This window comes from Roseomonas sp. USHLN139 (assembly GCF_037145735.1).
Lineage (GTDB): Bacteria > Pseudomonadota > Alphaproteobacteria > Acetobacterales > Acetobacteraceae > Pseudoroseomonas.
Window position 1 is genome coordinate 944,858 of record NZ_JBBCWY010000001.1, and the last position, 16,657, is coordinate 961,514.

The 16,657-nt window shown below is 70.2% G+C and carries 15 protein-coding genes and 1 tRNA gene; 8 read left to right on the forward strand and 8 right to left on the reverse strand.

Annotation, left to right across the window (positions count from 1 at the left end):
- Window position 1 precedes the first annotated feature (1 nt).
- The 4 genes from WFI16_RS04410 to WFI16_RS04425 all read left to right on the forward strand — a co-directional run bounded on the left by WFI16_RS04410 (window position 2) and on the right by WFI16_RS04425 (window position 4,114).
- Window positions 2–835: an ABC transporter substrate-binding protein gene (locus tag WFI16_RS04410; protein ID WP_419896573.1), complete on the forward strand. Its 834-nt coding sequence runs from the start codon at window positions 2–4 to the stop codon at window positions 833–835.
- On the forward strand, window positions 822–1,721 hold the full coding sequence (locus WFI16_RS04415; protein ID WP_419896574.1) for a polysaccharide deacetylase family protein: 900 nt from the start codon (window positions 822–824) through the stop codon (window positions 1,719–1,721). The genes WFI16_RS04410 and WFI16_RS04415 overlap by 14 nt, the downstream gene beginning before the upstream one ends.
- Before the next feature lie 83 nt (window positions 1,722–1,804).
- Complete coding sequence (locus WFI16_RS04420; RefSeq protein ID WP_419896575.1) at window positions 1,805–2,641, forward strand: ABC transporter substrate-binding protein; 837 nt, start codon at window positions 1,805–1,807, stop codon at window positions 2,639–2,641.
- 81 nt (window positions 2,642–2,722) lie between these two features.
- Window positions 2,723–4,114 carry an amidohydrolase family protein gene (locus tag WFI16_RS04425; RefSeq protein WP_419896576.1) on the forward strand — a complete coding sequence of 464 codons (1,392 nt, stop codon included), beginning with the start codon at window positions 2,723–2,725 and terminating at the stop codon, window positions 4,112–4,114.
- Between the two features lie 42 nt (window positions 4,115–4,156).
- On the opposite strand, the gene WFI16_RS04430 is transcribed toward WFI16_RS04425, so the two are convergent.
- The 8 genes from WFI16_RS04430 to WFI16_RS04465 form a co-directional block, all read right to left on the reverse strand.
- Complete coding sequence (locus WFI16_RS04430) at window positions 4,157–5,140, reverse strand: Bug family tripartite tricarboxylate transporter substrate binding protein (protein WP_419896577.1); 984 nt, start codon at window positions 5,138–5,140, stop codon at window positions 4,157–4,159.
- A 96-nt stretch (window positions 5,141–5,236) separates the two neighbouring features.
- Window positions 5,237–6,325, reverse strand: coding sequence for an ABC transporter ATP-binding protein (locus WFI16_RS04435; RefSeq protein WP_419896578.1), 1,089 nt, complete (start codon window positions 6,323–6,325; stop codon window positions 5,237–5,239).
- Window positions 6,326–6,343: 18 nt separating this feature from the next.
- Window positions 6,344–7,168 carry a carbohydrate ABC transporter permease gene (locus tag WFI16_RS04440; RefSeq protein WP_419896579.1) on the reverse strand — a complete coding sequence of 275 codons (825 nt, stop codon included), beginning with the start codon at window positions 7,166–7,168 and terminating at the stop codon, window positions 6,344–6,346.
- Window positions 7,168–8,160 carry a carbohydrate ABC transporter permease gene (locus WFI16_RS04445; protein ID WP_419896580.1) on the reverse strand — a complete coding sequence of 331 codons (993 nt, stop codon included), beginning with the start codon at window positions 8,158–8,160 and terminating at the stop codon, window positions 7,168–7,170. Before WFI16_RS04445 ends, WFI16_RS04440 begins: the two co-directional genes overlap by 1 nt.
- Window positions 8,157–9,443, reverse strand: coding sequence for an ABC transporter substrate-binding protein (locus WFI16_RS04450; protein ID WP_419896581.1), 1,287 nt, complete (start codon window positions 9,441–9,443; stop codon window positions 8,157–8,159). The genes WFI16_RS04445 and WFI16_RS04450 overlap by 4 nt, the downstream gene beginning before the upstream one ends.
- Window positions 9,444–9,662: 219 nt before the next feature.
- Window positions 9,663–9,998 (reverse strand): hypothetical protein, encoded by a 336-nt coding sequence (locus WFI16_RS04455; protein WP_419896582.1) that lies wholly within the window; start codon window positions 9,996–9,998, stop codon window positions 9,663–9,665.
- Between the two features lie 257 nt (window positions 9,999–10,255).
- A complete protein-coding gene (locus WFI16_RS04460; protein WP_419896583.1) occupies window positions 10,256–10,432 on the reverse strand; it encodes a hypothetical protein in 177 nt (58 codons plus the stop codon).
- Between the two features lie 861 nt (window positions 10,433–11,293).
- A tRNA-Gln gene (locus WFI16_RS04465) sits at window positions 11,294–11,367 on the reverse strand.
- Between the two features lie 167 nt (window positions 11,368–11,534).
- Here WFI16_RS04465 and WFI16_RS04470 point away from each other — a divergent pair.
- The 4 genes from WFI16_RS04470 (at window position 11,535) to WFI16_RS04485 (ending at window position 16,635) form a co-directional block, all read left to right on the forward strand.
- Window positions 11,535–12,614, forward strand: a complete 1,080-nt coding sequence (locus WFI16_RS04470; protein WP_419896584.1) for a Ppx/GppA phosphatase family protein — start codon at window positions 11,535–11,537, stop codon at window positions 12,612–12,614.
- 27 nt (window positions 12,615–12,641) lie between these two features.
- A complete protein-coding gene (locus WFI16_RS04475) occupies window positions 12,642–13,325 on the forward strand; it encodes an RlmE family RNA methyltransferase (RefSeq protein WP_419896585.1) in 684 nt (227 codons plus the stop codon).
- 369 nt (window positions 13,326–13,694) lie between these two features.
- The gene (gene guaB, locus WFI16_RS04480; protein ID WP_419896586.1) at window positions 13,695–15,218 is read left to right on the forward strand and encodes an IMP dehydrogenase; all 1,524 of its coding nucleotides are present in this window, start codon (window positions 13,695–13,697) and stop codon (window positions 15,216–15,218) included.
- Between the two features lie 94 nt (window positions 15,219–15,312).
- A complete protein-coding gene (locus tag WFI16_RS04485; protein WP_419896587.1) occupies window positions 15,313–16,635 on the forward strand; it encodes an RsmB/NOP family class I SAM-dependent RNA methyltransferase in 1,323 nt (440 codons plus the stop codon).
- The last annotated feature ends 22 nt before the right edge of the window (window positions 16,636–16,657 follow it).

Sequence of the window (16,657 nt, forward strand, 5' to 3'; positions counted from 1 at the left end):
CATGCTGAAGAAACTGGCGCTGGCCGCCACCGCCCTGGCGCCGCTGGTCATGGGTCTCGCCGCCCAGGCCGCCGAGCTGCCCTCCCACATCCGCTCGCGCGGCGCGATCATCGCCGCCGTGGTGCCGAACTACCCGCCGCTGGAGATGCGCGACCCGCAGACCAATGCGCTGACCGGCTTCGACATCGAGCTGGGCGAGGCGATCGCTGCCAAGCTCGGCGTCAAGATGCAGTGGCAGGAGACCAGCTTCGACCAGATGCTGGCCTCGGTGCGCACCGGCCGCGTCGACATCATCCTCTCCGGCATGTCCGACCTGAAGACCCGCCAGGACACGGCCACCTTCGTCGACTACCTGCGCTCGGGCAGCCAGTTCTTCACCCAGGCCAGCCGCGCGGCCGAATTCCCGACGCCGGAAGCGCTCTGCGGCAAGCGGGTTGGCGCCAGCCGCCGCACCGCCCTGCCCAACGACATCAAGACCTACAGCGACGCCAATTGCGTGGCCAAGGGCCGCCCGGCGATCGAGTACGTGCCCACCGAAGGCTCGGCCGATGCCCGCACCCAGCTGCGCCAGGGCCGCATCGACGCCGCCATGCAGGGTGGCGAGACGCTGCCCTACATCCAGGGCCTGGAGCCGAACACCTACGCCCTGGTCGGCGAGCCGGTGCGCTTCACCCTGATGGGCATCGCCACCGGCAAGGACGAGGCCGGGCTGCAGCAGGCGCTGGTCGAGGCGCTGAAGGGCCTGATCGCCGACGGGACCTATGCGAAGCTCGCCGCCAAGTGGCAGCTGACCCCCAGCATGATCCCGGAAGTGCAGATCAATGGCGGCAACTGATGGGTCGCTGAAGGCAGGGCTCGACGCCCTGCCGCTGCTGCCGGCCAACCGCGCGCCGCTGGCCCCGGAATATCCGTGGCCGGCGGGGCAGAAGGCGGCGATGTTCCTGTCCTTCGACGTCGATGCGGAAAGCGCCTGGACCGCCAAGGACCCGGCCCGCTACGGCGAGCTGGTGACCATGTCCTTCGGCGGCTACGAGGCGCGAGTCGGCACGCCGAAGCTGCTGCAGCTGCTGCGCGAGCTCGGGCTGAAGGCGACCTTCTTCATCACCGGCTGGTCGGTCGAGGCGCATCCGGCGATGTGCGAGGCCATCCTCAAGGACGGCCACGAGATCGGCCATCACGGCTTCCACCATGTCATGCCGCAGCCCGGCGACCCGATGCTGGTGGAGGAGGTCGATCGCGGCCTCGAGACGCTGAAGCGCCGCCTGGGCGTGGTGCCGAAGGGCTACCGCGCCCCGTCGGGCGAGTTCTGCGAGGCGCTGCGCGTCCTGCTGAAGGATCGCGGCCTGGTCTATACCTCCTCCTTCCGCGACGACGTCCGGCCCTATCGCCACCTGCTGGCCGACGAGACCCTGGGCCTGGTCGAGCTGCCGGTGACCGCCTGCTACGACGACTGGCTGCTCGGCCTGTCGCATCGCTACAGCCGCCACACCCTGCTGTCGCGCGAGCAGGTCCTCTCCATCTGGACCGACGAGCTGGCAGAGATCCGGGAATGGGGCGGGATGGTGACCACCGTGCTGCACCCGCAATGCAGCGGCCGTCCGATGCGCCTGAAGCTGCTGCGCGAATTCCTGCAGCACACCCAGGCGCTGCAGGATGTCTGGATCGCGACCGGTGCCGAGATCGCCGAGCACTTCATCGCCTGCGAAGGCAACCCGGCCTGACGTGACGACCCGGGGCGGCCCAAGGCGGCCGCCCCCACCGACAAGAACAGAAAAGCACGGCGAGCTTCCTGAGGAGACTGGACTTGAACCCGATCAAGCACCTGCTCGCGGCCGGCCTCGCCGTCGCTCTGGGCGTCGCCCCCGCCATGGCCCAGAGCCTGCCGGAGGCCATCCGCAGCGCCGGCTTCCTCCGCGTCGGCATCGAGGCGACCTATCCGCCGATGGCCTACAAGGACCCCGCCACCAACGAGCGGCGCGGCGTCAATGTGGACCTGGTCACCGCCATCGGCCGTGACCTGGGCATCGAGATCCGCTGGGAGGAAATGTCCTTCGAGCAGATCATCAACTCGCTGACCACCGGCCGCATCGATTTCAGCGGCACCTCGATGACCGACCTGCCGGCGCGGCGCGAGAAGCTTTCCTTCGTCGACTACATCACCACCGGCGGCCAGCTCTTCACGACGCAGGCGCTGTCCGCCAGCATCCGCGAGGCCCTCGACTTCTGCGGCAAGGCGGTCTCCACGCCGCGCTTCACCAACTACTTCCCCTCCGCCCAGGCCTGGAGCGAGAAGAACTGCGCGGCCGCCGGCCGCCCGGCGATGAACGTCGTCGGCAGCAACGGCGCCACGGCCTCGCGCACCGACCTGCGCCAGGAACGCAGCCAGGGCGCCATCCTGGGCGCCGAATTCGTCGCCCACCTGCAGATCCAGGAGCCGGGCGTCTGGGCGGCGGTCGGCCAGCCGATCACCAGCAACCTGTCGGGCCTCGCTTTCCCGAAGGACAGCACCGGTCTGCGCGACGCCATCGCCGCCTCGCTGTCGCGGCTGATCGCCAACGGGACCTATGCGGACATCCTGAAGAAGCACGGGATCGCTGCGCAGGCGGTCTCCGCCATCACGATCGACGCCGGGCAGCCGTAAGAAGACGGGGGGCGCTGCCCCCCGACCCCCGCCGGGGGGATCGTATCCCCCCGGACCCCGCCTTCAGTCAGGATCCGCGCCATGCTCATCACCAACGCCGCCCTCGTCACCTGCAACGACAGCCGCGAGGTGATCGCCCACCAGGCCATCCTGATCCGCCAGAACAGGATCGCCGAGATCGGCGACAGCAAGACGCTGGAAGCCCGGCACCCGACGGAAGAAAAGTTCGACGCGACCGGGCTGGCGGTCACGCCGGGCCTGGTCAACGCCCATACCCACACCGTGCTGACCGCGCTGCGCGGCACCGTGGAGGATTGGGAAGGCGACGTGATCTACGGCTACATGTCGCCGATCTCCTACGCCATGACCGGCGAGGAACGCGCGACCATGGCCATGCTCGGCTGCCTGGAAGCGATCCGCAGCGGCACCACCACGCTGGTCGATCCCTTCCGCCATGTCGCGACCTACGGCAAGGCCATGGCCTCGACCGGCCTGCGCCTCTGGCTGTCGGAAAGCTGCGCCGACATCGACACCCGCAAGATCCGCCACGGCGACTATTCCGAGGACGCGGCCTTCGGCGCCCAGTTCCTCGACCGCGCCGAGGCCATGATCGAAAGCCTGCACGGCAGCCACAACGACCGCGTCCGCTGCCAGGTCGCCGCCCATGCGCCGGACAACTGCTCGCCGCGCATGCTGCGCCAGCTGCTCGACCTGGCCGCCCGCCACAAGCTGACCCGCACGGTGCATCTGTCGCAGAGCCCCGGCGAGGTGAAGGCGGTGCGCGCCGCCCGTGACGCGACCTCGGCGGAATATCTCGACCGCGAGGGCTTCCTCGGCCGCGACCTGACGGCGGCGCATTGGACCTTCTGCACGGAGTCCGACATCGCCCTGTTGGCCGAACGCGGCGTCACCATGGCGCACACGCCGGCCAGCATCAGCCGCCGCCGCGGCATGCACCAGGCGAAGCTCGGCCTGATCCGCGATGCCGGCGTGCGCGTCGCCTTCGGCACCGACAACATGACCGAGGACATGTTCCAGGCCATGAGCATCGGCTCCCTGCTGCACCGCACCGGCCGCGGCCGCGCGACCGAGGGCGGTGTCACCCCGGGCCCGCAGGCGATCCTGGACGCGGTGACGCGCGACGCCGCCGGCAGCGTCGGGGCAGGGGAGGAGATCGGCAGCATCGAGCCCGGCAAGAAGGCCGATCTGACCTTTATCGACCTGAACACCCCGGCGATGCGCCCGGTCGTGCGCCTGGTCTCCAACATCGTCCATTACGGCCATCCGGGCGTGGTGCATTCCGTGATGGTCGACGGCGACTTCGTCATGCGCGACCGCCGCGTGCTGACCGTCGACGAGCCCGCCTTGCTGGCCGAGGCGCAGGCGGTCACCGAGCGGGTCTGGGGCCGGATGATCGAGCAGAACCCGGACCTGGCGAAGACGCCCGACCCGCTGCCCTGGTTCCAGATCTAGCGAAACGCGGGCGCGCCCACCGGGGCGCGCCCAATTGGAAAATCAGTCGGCGCGGGCGCCGGAATCGCGGACCACCTGCTGCCACATCGGCCGTTCCCGCGTGGCGCGCGCCGCCGCATCTTCGGCGCTGGCCCACAAGGCCGTCGCACCGCCCTGGATGAAGCGCTTCTGCATCGCCTCGTCCTCGGCCACCCGGCGCATGGCGCCGTTCAGCTTCTCGATGATGGCGGGCGGCGTGCCGGCAGGGGCCACGAAGGCGCCCCAGACGCTGACCACGAAATTGGGCACGCCCGCCTCGACCATGGTGGGGATGTTGGGCAGGGTCGGCCAGCGTTCGGCGCCGGTCACTGCCAGGCCGCGCATCCGCCCCTCCTGGATCAGCGAGATCTGCGAGGCGAGGTTGTCCAGCGCGACATCGACATCGCCGGCCAGCAGCGCCGGCACCACCTGCGCCGCGCCGCGATAGGGGACATGGGTCGCCTTCACCCCGGTGCGGCCGAACAGCATGGCGCTGGAGAGATGCGTCGTCTGGCCGATGCCGGTGGAGGCATAGGTGATGCCCTCCGGCCGCGCCTTGGCCCAGGCCAGGAACTCGTCCAGGCTGCGCGCCTGGTTGTGCGCCGGCGCCACCACGGCGATGTTCGGCGTGTCCCAGGCCAGGCCGATCGGCAGGATGTCCTTCGCCGTGTCGAAGGGCATGCTCTGGAACAGGAACTGGTTGATGGCCATGATGCTGGCCGTCACCGCGCCGATCGTGTAGCCGTCCGGCGCCGCCTTGGCGACCGCGTCGGTGCCGATATTGCCGCTGGCGCCAGGGCGGTTCTCGATCACCACCGGCTGGCCGAGGCTCGCCCCCATCCGCTCGGCATAGAGCCGGCTGAGCACGTCGGTCGAGCCGCCCGGCGGATAGGGCACCACCATGCGGATCGGCTTGGCCGGCCAGGCGGGTTGCGCCAGCGTCGGACGGGCGAGCGCCCCGGCGGCGGCGGCAAGGGGCAGCGCCAGCAGGCTGCGGCGGTGGGTCATCGTCTCGTCACTCCCGGTCTCACGCCGTCTGCGCGGCGTCGGCGGGCAGCATCGGCCAGGCCGGGCGCGGCTGTCCAGCGCCCTTCAGCCCCCCCTTCAACCCGGGCGGGGCAGGGCGCTGCCATCGACGCGGAACAGGTGGCAGGCCTCGGGCGGCAGGTGCAGCCGGCCGGGGGTGCCGCGGCGCAGGCGGCCGCCTTCCGGGATGCGCGCGGTCAGCAGCGTGCCGTCGGGCGCGCGCAGATAGGCCAGCTGCTCCTCGCCGAGCTCCTCCACCACCTCGATCGGCCCGGCGATCGCCGGGTCTTCCCCATCGAGGCGCAGATGCTCGGGCCGGATGCCGAGCGTCAGCGCCTCGCCGGGCTGGGCGCTGGCGCGGTCCACCGGCACCGCCAGGCTGCCGCCGCCGGGCAGCAGGACGGTGACGCGGTCGCCGTCGCTGGCCTCGGCATGCACGGCGAAGAAATTCATCCGCGTCGCGCCGATGAAGCCGGCGACGAAGAGGTTGCGCGGATGCCGGTAGAGCTCCAGCGGGCTGCCCACCTGCTCGACCCGACCGGCATTCAGCACGACGATGCGGTCGGCGAGCGTCATCGCCTCCACCTGATCGTGGGTGACGTAGATCATCGTGGTGTTCAGCGACTGGTGCAGCCGCGCGATCTCGATGCGCATCTGGCCGCGCAGGCTGGCATCGAGATTCGACAGCGGCTCGTCGAACAGGAAGACCCGGGGCTCGCGGATGATGGCGCGGCCGATCGCCACCCGCTGCCGCTGGCCGCCCGAGAGCTGCTTCGGCAGCCGGTCCAGCAAGGGCGTCAGCTCCAGGATGCGCGCCACCTCCTGCAGCTTCTCCTCGACCGCGGCGCGCTGGCTGCGCTTGGCCTGCAGGCCGAAGGCGATGTTCTGCCGCACCGTCATGTGCGGGTAGAGGGCGTAGGACTGGAAGACCATGGCGATGCCGCGCTCGCGCGGGGCCTTGGCGGTGACGTCCTCGCCGCCGATGCGGATGCTGCCGCCCGAGACGCTCTCCAGCCCGGCGACCAGCCGCAGCAGCGTCGACTTGCCGCAGCCGGAGGGGCCGACGAAGACGCAGAACTCGCCATCGGCGATGTCGAGGTCGACGTCGCGGATGATCTCGTTGCCGTCGAAGCGCTTGCGCAGGCCGCGCAGTTCCAGGCTGGCCATGGGGATTTCTCCTGCGGTTCAGCCCTTCACCGCGCCGGCGGTGAGGCCCGAGACGATCTTGCGCTGGAAGGCGACGACCAGCGCGACGATCGGGATGGTGACGATCACGGAGGCGGCCATGACCAGCCCCCAGGGCAGCTCCTGCCGGCTGCCGCCGCTGAGCAGCGCGATGGCCACCGGCACGGTCCGCGTCTCCTCCGACAGGGTGAAGGTCAGGGCGAAGAGGAACTCGTTCCAGCTGACGATGAAGGCCAGCAGGGCGGTGGGGGCGAGGGCCGGCCAGAGCAGCGGCAGCAGCACCCGCGTCAACACGGTCAGCGCGCTGGCGCCGTCGGCATAGGCGGCCTCTTCCAGCTCCTTCGGCAGCTCGCGCATGAAGGTGGTCAGCACCCAGACGGTGAAGGGCAGGGTCAGCATCAGATTGGCCAGCATCAGCCCGGGCAGGGTGTCGTAGAGGCCGAGGCTACGGATCAGCTCGAACATGCCCGACAGCACGGCGACCTGCGGGAACATCGAGACGCCGAGGATGGTCAGCAGCAGCGCGTAGCGGCCGCGGAAGCGCACCCGCCCCAGCGCATAGGCGGCGCCGACCGCCAGCAGCAGCGAGACGCCGGTCACCGTCGCCGCCACCAGCACCGAGTTCAGGATGGTCCGGCCGAAATCCTGCTGGGTGAAGACCAGCGCGTAGTTCCGCGGATCGAAGGCCTCGGGCAGCATCGCCGGGATGAACAGGAAGCTGCCGCTGCGGAAGGAGGTGACCAGGGCGTGGTAGAAGGGGAACAGCGCGAAGGCGCCGATCGCCAGCAGCAGCAGCGCGAAGCCGAGATGGCGGATGAAAGGCATCACCGGGCGGCCTCGCCATCCAGCTTCAGCCGGCCCAGCAGCACCACCGACAGGGTCAGCAGCGCGATCACCAGGAACAGCAGCGTCGAGGCGGCCGCCCCCTGGCCGACATCCTGGAACTCCACCAGCAGCTGCCGCGCATAGACCGACATCGACATGGTGCCGGCCGAATTGGCGGTCAGCACATAGATCAGGTCGAAGACCCGCAGCGCGTCGAGCGCGCGGAAGATCAGCGCGACGGTCAGCGCCGGGCGGATCAGCGGCAGGGTGACGCGGAAGAAGACGCGGACCGGGTGGATGCCGTCGACGCGGGCGGCCTCGTAGCAGTCGGTCGGCAGCATCTGCAGGGCGGCCAGGATCAGCAGCGCCATGAAGGGCGTGGTCTTCCAGACATCGACGATGACCACGGCCCAGAGCGCGGTGTCGGGCTGCGCCATCCAGGCCACCGGCGCGTCGATCAGGCCAAGCCCCATCAGCGCATGGTTGATGACGCCGAACTGGTCGTTCAGCATCCAGGACCAGATGCGGGCCGAGACGATGGTCGGGATCGCCCAGGGGATCAGCACCACGGCCCGCACCAGGCCGCGCATCGGGAAGCGCGCATTCAGCGCCAGCGCCACGACCATGCCCAGCACCGCCTCCAGCCCGACCGAGACGAGGGCGAACCACAGCGTCCGCCGCACCGCCCCCCACCACAGCGGGTCGGCCAGCACGCCGAGCCATTCGCCCTCGTAGCGCTCGAGATAGTTGGCGAAGCCGATGAAGCCCGCCGCGTCGAGCCGGCCGAGCTCGGCATCGGTCAGGCTGAACCAGATGGTGCGGGCCAGCGGCCAGCCTGCGACCGCCAGCAGCACCACCAGGGTGGGCGCCAGGAACAGCCAGGCGGCGCGGATGCGGGCGCGCACCAGGCCGGATTCGACCGGCCGGCTGGCCGTGGACCCGGTCGCCGCCGGCCCGGTCGCGAGCGGCCTGGTCGCCAGGGGCCCGCTCACCAGCCGCGCCGTCCGATGCGCCGCAGGTCGTGGGCCAGGCCCTCCAGCGCCGGATCCGCCTGCTGCCGCCCGGCCAGCACCGCGTGCACCCGGGTCCAGAAGGCGTTGGAGACGCGGTTGTACTTGCTGCCCGCCGCCAGCGAGGGCCGCGCCACCGCGCCGCTGAAGCTGGGGAAGAGGGTGCGGAAGAAGGGATTGGCCGCCAGCACCTCGGCATCCTCGTAGAGCGCGGGCAGGGTGGGGTTGTAGGCGGCGGCCACGGCGCGGCGCTTCTGCTCGGCAGGGCCGGTGAGGTACATGACCAGCGCGGCGGCCTCGGCCGGGTGGCGGGAATAGCGCGAGACGCCGAGGTTCCAGCCGCCCAGCACCCCGGTGGGCGCGTCGCCGGACTCCCGCGGCAGCGGCGCGATGGCCACCTTGCCGCGCACCGGGCTGTCCTCGCCCTGGGCCAGGGCCCAGGCATAGGGCCAGTTGCGCATGAAGACCGCATGGCCCGACTGGAACAGGCCGCGCGCCTCCTCCTCGGTATAGGTCAGCACGCCTTCGGGGGCGATGTGGCCGATCCAGCCGCCGGCGCGGGCCAGGGCGTCGCGCGCCGCGGCATTGTCGATGGTGATATGACCCTGGCGGTCGAGGATCGTGCCGCCGCCGGCGCTGGCCACCCATTCCAGCGCATTGACCGTCAGCCCCTCATAGGCGCGGCCCTGGAAGACATAGCCCCAGAGCGCCGGGCCCCCTCGCGGGTCGCCCTGCGCCGCGGCACGCTCGGCCTGCTGGATGAAGGCCGCCGTCTCGGTCAGCTCCTCCCAGGTCGCCGGCACCGCGCGGCCATGCTTCTCCAGCAGGTCGCGCCGGTAGAACAGCACGCCGGCATCGGTATAGAGCGGCATGGCGATCAGCCGGCCCTCGACCGTGTTGTTGGCGATGATGGCCGGGAAGTGCTGCGCCTCGGCGCCATCCGAGAAGGGCTTCAGGTCGATGAAATGCCGGCCGAGGATGCCGGGCCAAACCACGTCGATCTGGTAGATGTCGATCTGCGGCGCGGCGCCGGCCAGCATCATCTGGTAGAGCGCCAGCCGCTCGCTGGCCGAATTGGGCACCGAGACGATCTTCACGCTGTGGCCCGACTGCCTCGCCCAGGCCTCCGCGCCGTCGCGGCAGAGCTCGAGCTCCTGGCCGAGCGCGCCGCAGGAGATGGTGACCTCCACCGCCGCCGCCGGCCGCGGTGCCGCGACCAGGCCAAGGCCGGTGGCCAGCAGCAGGGCGAGGCAATGTCGGATCATCGGCATCTCCTTCCGGATTTCGGGACAGGGCGCCGGATTGGCACCGGTACCGCGCGGCATGGGACCGATGCGGGGGAGGGATGCCTAGGGCTAAACGCCATGGCCCTGTCGGACAACCCGAGGACGGGTGAGGGTCAAGCCATTGTGACGCGGGGGCTGCGACAAAAAAGGCCGGGCCCCTGCGGTCCCGGCCCCGGGCGGCCTGCCAGAAAAGGCGGCTTAGCGGATGGTGTAGGTGCTGACCTCGCAGACATTGACGCCGCGCCGTTCGATGCGCTGGCCGCCCTGCAGGATGGTCAGGAAGTCGAAGACGCAGGCGCCCGTGCCATCGTCGATGTTGATCGTCACCGAGTGGCCGGGCTCCAGCACGTCATTGCCCAGGATGTCCTCTTCCCAGCTCGAGCGCTTCGAGTTCGAGGCGTGGAAGGAGACGATGGTGCTGCGCGAGGCATTCACCAGCTGGACCCGGCGATCCTGCGCCTCGGCCGGGGAGGGCGCGAGGCTGAGGGCGGCGGTGGCGGCGATCAGGGAGGCTGCGAGAAAACGGCGAAGCATGACTCGGCTTTCCAAGGGTTGGCCTTGCCATTCTGCCGCGCTTTCGCTGCGCCGTCGCTGGGGTTCCGATACGTTTTTGGGCCTGAACCGCAAATTTGCGACTGCGAACAAGGGCTTGTGACCTGCCTTGCTCACTTTTCAGACAGTGCGGCCCAGGGTGTGCCTTTCCCTGAAAACGGGAACGGCGGAGGCGGGCTGGGGGGCCACGCTCCGCCGATGGGGTAGGCGTCGTCTCAGGGGGAGGGAAGCAGCGCGGCTTACCAGCGGCCGTAGGAGCCCATGCTCAGGGTGCTGCGCTCGCCATAGCTGTTCCAGGCGGCCTGCGTCTCGGCGCGATCGGCCTGGGCAGCGTCATCGCGGGCGCGGTCGGCGGCGATGCTGGCGACGCGGCGCTCGGAAACCAGATCCTGGGCGGGCTGCTTACGGAAGAACATGGCGACCTCCTGCTTCTGCGCCATATTTGCGGCAAGGGGCCGCCATATTCCAGACACAAAATCGCCAGGACGGCACATTTCCGCCTTAATTCTGCCTTGATTGCCGCCGGCGCGTGGATAACGTGCTGAAAGGCATGGTAATTGATGGAAAGTCGCCGACCACTTTTCCAAGCTATGACATGGCATTTCGGGCCGAATTGGCGTGAAAGATTGGTATAGGATCGGATGGAAATCGGGCGACTCCTCCCCCGATTGGCCTGCGCCGTAGAGATCACGGGCCGTTTTACTGCGCCGGTTTTTCGGGCTGACCGCGCCAGCCGCGATCATCCCGCAGGCTGCGGGCTCTTTCCGGGACAAGGTCCTGCCATGATTCGGAGAGGTCGCCAGACGCGCCGGCGGCCTCCTGCCACATTCTGCCGCAATGTGGCGCCAATCCTGCCGCGCCCCGGCAAGGAGCCACCGCTTTCCGAGGAACTGGCGTGGTCAGGGCCCACCGCAGCCAGAGGCGGCGAGCGGCCTGCCTGGCGAATGGCTTCCCGCCACGGCCAGGGCGCCACTGCCGCAGCGGCCGATCAGACGACGTCCTGGCTCATTTCCGGGGAGGCCACGAAGACCGCGGCGCAGCATGGCAGGACAGGGAAGGGGGGCGCCGGAAGGCGGGACCACCGAACCGCCGCGCCCTGTCTTCGCCAGTCTGTGGAAAGCATCGCGAGAGGGAGAAGGGTCAGGGGACCAACACAGGTCCGGTCAAACCGCTGGGGCTTGATCCAACCACCCTTCGATGTCGCAGTCGCCGGTTGAAAAGCCCACCGCGCCAGCAAGTCTTAGTTCTTGCTTCGGCTATCGCAGATTGTGCGGAGGTGGCTGGGGAACCTGGATTCGAACCAAGACTGCCCGAGTCAGAGTCGGGAGTTCTACCGTTAAACTATTCCCCAACGGCGTGGGCGGGGAAATAGCACCGGGTCCGGGGGCTTGCAAGGGGTCCGATCGAAGGTTTCGCATCGCGGGATAAATTTGCTTGCCCCGGGCCCCCCGCCGCCCAATCATAAGAGAGCCCCCCGAAGCCGCCCCTGCCCAGGCCGCTTGGGAAAGGCCCGAAACCATGCCCGATATCGTGTCGAATCCTGCCGTCGCCTCGCCCAGCCTCCCCTCCGGGGCCGCGCATGGTGCCTTTGCCGCCATCGACCTCGGCACCAACAACTGCCGGCTGCTGGTGGGCATCCCGACGCAGGCCGGCTCCTTCCGCGTCCTCGACAGCTACAGCCGCGTCGTCCGCCTGGGCGAGGGGCTGATCACCGAGGGCCGCCTTTCCGAGACCGCGATGGACCGCGCCCTGGTGGCGCTGCAGGCCTGCGCGCAGAAGCTGCTGCGCCGGCCGCTGAAGCGCCTGGTCGCCGTCACCACCGAGGCCTGCCGCCGCGCTGCCAATGGCGCTGCCTTCGTCGCCCGCGCCCAGGCCGCCACCGGCCTGCCGATCCGCATCATCTCGGCGCGGGAGGAGGCGGAGCTGGCGATGGAATCCTGCGCCCCCCTGCTGCGCCCGCAGGACCGCCGCGGCCTGCTGTTCGACATCGGCGGCGGCAGCACCGAGATCGCCTGGATCCGCGGCGCCGGCGACAGCGCCCAGGGCCGCGCCGAGCTGATCGGCTTCATCTCGCTGCCCTTCGGCGTGGTGACCCTGGCCGAGCGCATGGGCCAGGGCTGCTACACCCCCGAGGGCTTCGACCGCGTCGTCGACGAGGTGGCCGAGCACCTGGCCCGCTTCGACCGCGTCCACAGCATCGGCCGCGAGATCCGCGACGGCGGCGTGCGCCTGATGGGCACCAGCGGCACGGTGACCACCCTGGCCGGCGTGGCGCTGTCGCTGCCGCGCTATTCGCGGCCGCTGGTCGATGGCCGGGTGCTGCCCTGCGAGGATGCGGACCAGGCGCTGCGCGACCTGTTCACGCTGGGCCGCGAGGGGCTGCGCCAGCATCCCTGCGTCGGCCCCGAGCGCGCCGATTTCGTGCTGCCGGGCTGCGCCATCTATGCCGCCATCCGGCGGGTCTGGCCGTCCTCCTGCGTGACGGTCGCGGATCGCGGGCTGCGCGAAGGGATGCTATTGCGCATGATGCGCCAGGATCGCAGCCCGCCGCGGCGGAGCAGCCCGCCCTGGCGTGTCGCCAGCCAGCCGGCGCCCTGACGCCTTCAGTAGACGGGAATACCAGCAGTGAAATCGCCGACCGACGGGGCGCGTGGCCTGACCACGCGGCTGCGCACCGCCAAGGGCCGCACCACCGCCAGCCAGAAATGGCTGGAACGCCAGCTGAACGACCCCTATGTCCGCGCCGCCAAGGCGGCCGGCTGGCGGTCGCGCGCCGCCTTCAAGATCATCGAGCTGGACGAGAAGTACAAGCTGTTCCGCCCCGGCCAGCGGGTGGTCGATTTGGGCGCCGCCCCCGGCGGCTGGACCCAGGTGGCGGTGCAGCGGGTCGGCGACCGCGGCAAGGTGGTCGGCCTCGACCTGCTGCCGATGGACGTGATCCCCGGCGCCAGCCTGCTGCAGGGCGATTTCGAGGATCCGGCGGTGGAGCAGGCCGTGCTGGACGCGCTGGACGGCCCGGCCGACCTGGTGATGTCCGACATGGCGCCCAACACCACCGGCCACAACGCCACCGACCATCTGCGCATCCTGAACCTGATCGAGCTGGCGCTGCATTTCGGCTCCAAGGTGCTGGTCCCCGGCGGCGCCTTCGTGGCCAAGGTCTTCCAGGGTGGCACCGAGCGCGAGCTGCTGAACTGGCTGAAGCGCGACTTCGCCTCGGTGAAGCACGCCAAGCCGCCGGCCAGCCGCAAGGACAGCGCGGAGATGTATGTCGTGGCGCAGGGGTTCCGCGGCGAGAAGCCAGAGTAAAGGCCAGGGGAATGAATTCCCCTTTTCTTTCGGACTGCCGTGTCCAGGTGGCGACAGGACGTGAAACGGCCCGGCCAAAGCGCGACCTCTAAGCCGCTGCTGGTTAAAAGAGCCTGATTCCCGCCGTGATGCCCGGGTGTCGCTGCCGGCGCAGGCACGGGTCCCTGAACGGCCGGTCACCAGAAGAAAGAAGGGGGTCTGGGGGAATTCATTCCCCCGGCCTTCTCCCTGAAACTTTCCTGCCTTCACCGTGACCGCACGCAACCCAGCCTCCCGCGCAGCAGGCTTGCAGGCGGGGTCGATTCTGCGATAGGGGGACGCGCCAAGGCTGCGGAACGCGCCTCAAGAGTTCTGCGAAAGGCTCCTGCCATGGCACCCGACACCATCCCGACCGACGGCCCCGCTGAGCGCGGCGCCGCGCCGCGTCGTACCCTCATCGCCGAGGCCTATGCCTTCGACGATGTCCTGCTGGTCCCCGCCTATTCGACGGTCCTGCCCAACCAGACCGACACCCGCACCCGGCTGACGCGGGAGATCACCCTGAACATGCCGGTGATCTCCGCCGCCATGGACACGGTGACCGAGGGTCCGATGGCGATCGCCATGGCCCAGGCGGGCGGCATCGGCGTCATCCACAAGAACCTCACCGCGGAGGAGCAGGCTGCCGCCGTCCGCCAGGTGAAGAAGTTCGAGAGCGGCATGGTGGTGAACCCCGTCACCATCCATCCCGACCAGACGCTGGCCGAGGCCCAGGCCCTGATGGCCGCGCACCGCATCAGCGGCATCCCGGTGGTCGAGCGCGACAGCAAACGGCTGGTCGGCATCCTGACCTATCGCGACGTCCGCTTCGCCACCGACCCCAGCATCCGCGTCTATGAGCTGATGACCCGCGAGGGGCTGGTCACCGTCACCGGCGACGTCTCGGCCGAGAAGGCGCGCTCGCTGCTGCACAAGCACCGCATCGAGAAGCTGCTGGTGGTCGACGATGCCTATCGCTGCATCGGCCTGATCACCGTCAAGGACATGGACAAGGCCCAGGCCAATCCGAACGCCGCCAAGGATGCGATGGGCCGGCTGCGCGCCGCCGCCGCGACCGGCACCGGCGAGGACGGCTTCCGCCGCGCCGAGCTGCTGGTCGGCGCCGAGGTCGATGTCATCGTCGTCGACACCGCGCATGGCCACTCGGCCGGCGTGATGAAGTCGGTCGAGCGCATCAAGCGCCTGTCCAACAGCGTCCAGGTCATCGCCGGCAATGTCGCGACCCCGGAGGCCGCCCTGGCGCTGATCGAGGCCGGCGCCGACGCGGTGAAGATCGGCATCGGCCCGGGCTCGATCTGCACCACGCGGATCGTCGCCGGCGTCGGCGTGCCGCAGCTGACCGCGGTCATGGAAAGCGCCGCCGCCGCGCATGAAAAGGGCGTGCCCGCCATCGCCGATGGTGGTGTCCGCTCCTCCGGCGACCTGGCCAAGGCGATCGCCGCCGGCGCCGACTGCGTCATGATGGGCAGCATGTTCGCCGGCACCGACGAGGCCCCCGGCGAGGTTTTCCTCTATCAGGGCCGTTCGTATAAGTCCTATCGCGGCATGGGCAGCCTCGGCGCCATGGCGCGCGGCTCGGCCGACCGCTACTTCCAGGCCGAGGTGCAGGACAGCCTGAAATTCGTCCCCGAGGGCATCGAGGGCCGCGTCGGCTACAAGGGCCCCGTCGGCAATGTCATCCACCAGCTGGTGGGCGGGCTGCGCTCGGCGATGGGCTATACGGGCAACGCCACCATCGCCGACATGCAGCAGAACTGCACCTTCCGCCGGATCACCGGCGCCGGCCTGCGCGAGTCGCATGTCCACGACGTGGCCATCACCCGCGAAGCCCCCAACTACCGCCAGGAAGGTTAATTTTTCTGGGGGCCGGGCCGATGGCCCGGCCCACGTATCTCACGGCCTCGGTGCTCCACCGGGGCCGCGCCTTTTTCAGGATGCCCCCGCCGCCATGACTCCTTCCGCCCGGATCGCCGCCACGGTGGCGCTGCTCGGCGACGTGGCCGCCGCGCCCCGCCGCCCTGCCGACGCCACCTCCAACGCCTTCTTCCGCGAGCGCCGCTATATCGGCAGCGGCGACCGCCGGGCGGTGGCCGAGCGCGCCTGGAGCGTGCTGCGGCAGAAGCTGCGGCTCGACTGGCACCTGGCGCAGCTGAACATGCCCTCGACCCCGCGCATGCTGATCATGGCGCATCTGCTGCTGGTCGAGCGCTGGACGATCGACGGCGTGCTGCAGGCCTTCCCCGGCGGCCGCTTCAATGCCGGCCCGCCCGACCCGGGCGAGATGGCGGTGATCAAGGCCCTGGCCGGCAAGCCGCTGTCGGAGGAGGGCCAGCCGGCCGCCCCCCGCTTCAACCTGCCCGACTGGGCGCTCGAGGGTTTCCAGGCGCGTTTCGGCGACGAGCTGCCGGCCGCCGCCGCCGCCATGGACCAGTCGGCGCCGCTCGACCTGCGCGTCAACCTGCTGCGCGGCACGGTGGAGCAGGCGGCCGCGGCGCTCGCCGCCGAGGGCATCCCGACCGAGCGCATGGCCTATTCCCCCTGGGGCCTGCGCATCCCCGACCGCCGGCCGATCCTGGCGAGCAAGGCCTTCACCGACGGCCTCATCGAGATCCAGGACGAGGGCAGCCAGCTGATCGCGCTGCTGACCGGCGCGAAGCCGGGCATGCGGGTGGTCGACTACTGCGCCGGGGCCGCCGGCAAGACCCTGGCGGTCGCCGCCATGATGGGCAATCGCGGGCGGATCGTGGCCTGCGACGTGTCCTCGGTCCGGCTGGAAGGCGCGGTCAAGCGCCTGCGCCGCGCCGGCGTCGACAATGCCGAGCGGCATCTGCTGGTCGCCGGCGACCGCTGGGTGAAGCGCCGCGCCGGCCAGTTCGACCGCGTGCTGGTCGACGCCCCCTGCAGCGGCACCGGCACCTGGCGCCGCAATCCGGACGCGCGCAGCCGCACCACCGCGCGTGACCTGGCCGAGCTGGTCACCAAGCAGCGAGAAATCCTCGATCACGTCGCCGAGCTGGTGCGCCCCGGCGGCAGGCTGGTCTACGCTACCTGCTCGGTGCTGCCCGCGGAGGACGGGTCCCAGGTCGAGGCTTTCCTGGCGCGCCATGCCGATTACGAGACCGTCCCCCTGGCCGAGGCCTGGGCGGAAGCGGCCGGCGGCATCGCCCAGGAACTGCCCGCGCCCCCGGGCCCCGGCCCCTTCATGGAGCTGGCACCGCACAGCCATGGCACGGACGGCTTCTTCGCCGCCGTGCTGCGTCGGAAGCAGTAGGCCGCACCGGAGTCGCCGGCGC

What these genes read in the sequence shown, in the direction of transcription:
- WFI16_RS04410 (WP_419896573.1), top strand. Translation starts at nt 2, where the DNA reads ATGCTGAAGAAACTGGCGCTGGCCGCCACCGCCCTGGCGCCGCTGGTC.
- WFI16_RS04415 (WP_419896574.1), top strand. Translation starts at nt 822, where the DNA reads ATGGCGGCAACTGATGGGTCGCTGAAGGCAGGGCTCGACGCCCTGCCG.
- WFI16_RS04425 (WP_419896576.1), top strand. Translation starts at nt 2,723, where the DNA reads ATGCTCATCACCAACGCCGCCCTCGTCACCTGCAACGACAGCCGCGAG.
- WFI16_RS04430 (WP_419896577.1), bottom strand. Translation starts at nt 5,140, where the DNA reads ATGACCCACCGCCGCAGCCTGCTGGCGCTGCCCCTTGCCGCCGCCGCC.
- WFI16_RS04435 (WP_419896578.1), bottom strand. Translation starts at nt 6,325, where the DNA reads ATGGCCAGCCTGGAACTGCGCGGCCTGCGCAAGCGCTTCGACGGCAAC.
- WFI16_RS04440 (WP_419896579.1), bottom strand. Translation starts at nt 7,168, where the DNA reads ATGCCTTTCATCCGCCATCTCGGCTTCGCGCTGCTGCTGCTGGCGATC.
- WFI16_RS04450 (WP_419896581.1), bottom strand. Translation starts at nt 9,443, where the DNA reads ATGATCCGACATTGCCTCGCCCTGCTGCTGGCCACCGGCCTTGGCCTG.
- WFI16_RS04455 (WP_419896582.1), bottom strand. Translation starts at nt 9,998, where the DNA reads ATGCTTCGCCGTTTTCTCGCAGCCTCCCTGATCGCCGCCACCGCCGCC.
- WFI16_RS04460 (WP_419896583.1), bottom strand. Translation starts at nt 10,432, where the DNA reads ATGTTCTTCCGTAAGCAGCCCGCCCAGGATCTGGTTTCCGAGCGCCGC.
- WFI16_RS04470 (WP_419896584.1), top strand. Translation starts at nt 11,535, where the DNA reads ATGCCCGATATCGTGTCGAATCCTGCCGTCGCCTCGCCCAGCCTCCCC.
- guaB (WP_419896586.1), top strand. Translation starts at nt 13,695, where the DNA reads ATGGCACCCGACACCATCCCGACCGACGGCCCCGCTGAGCGCGGCGCC.
- WFI16_RS04485 (WP_419896587.1), top strand. Translation starts at nt 15,313, where the DNA reads ATGACTCCTTCCGCCCGGATCGCCGCCACGGTGGCGCTGCTCGGCGAC.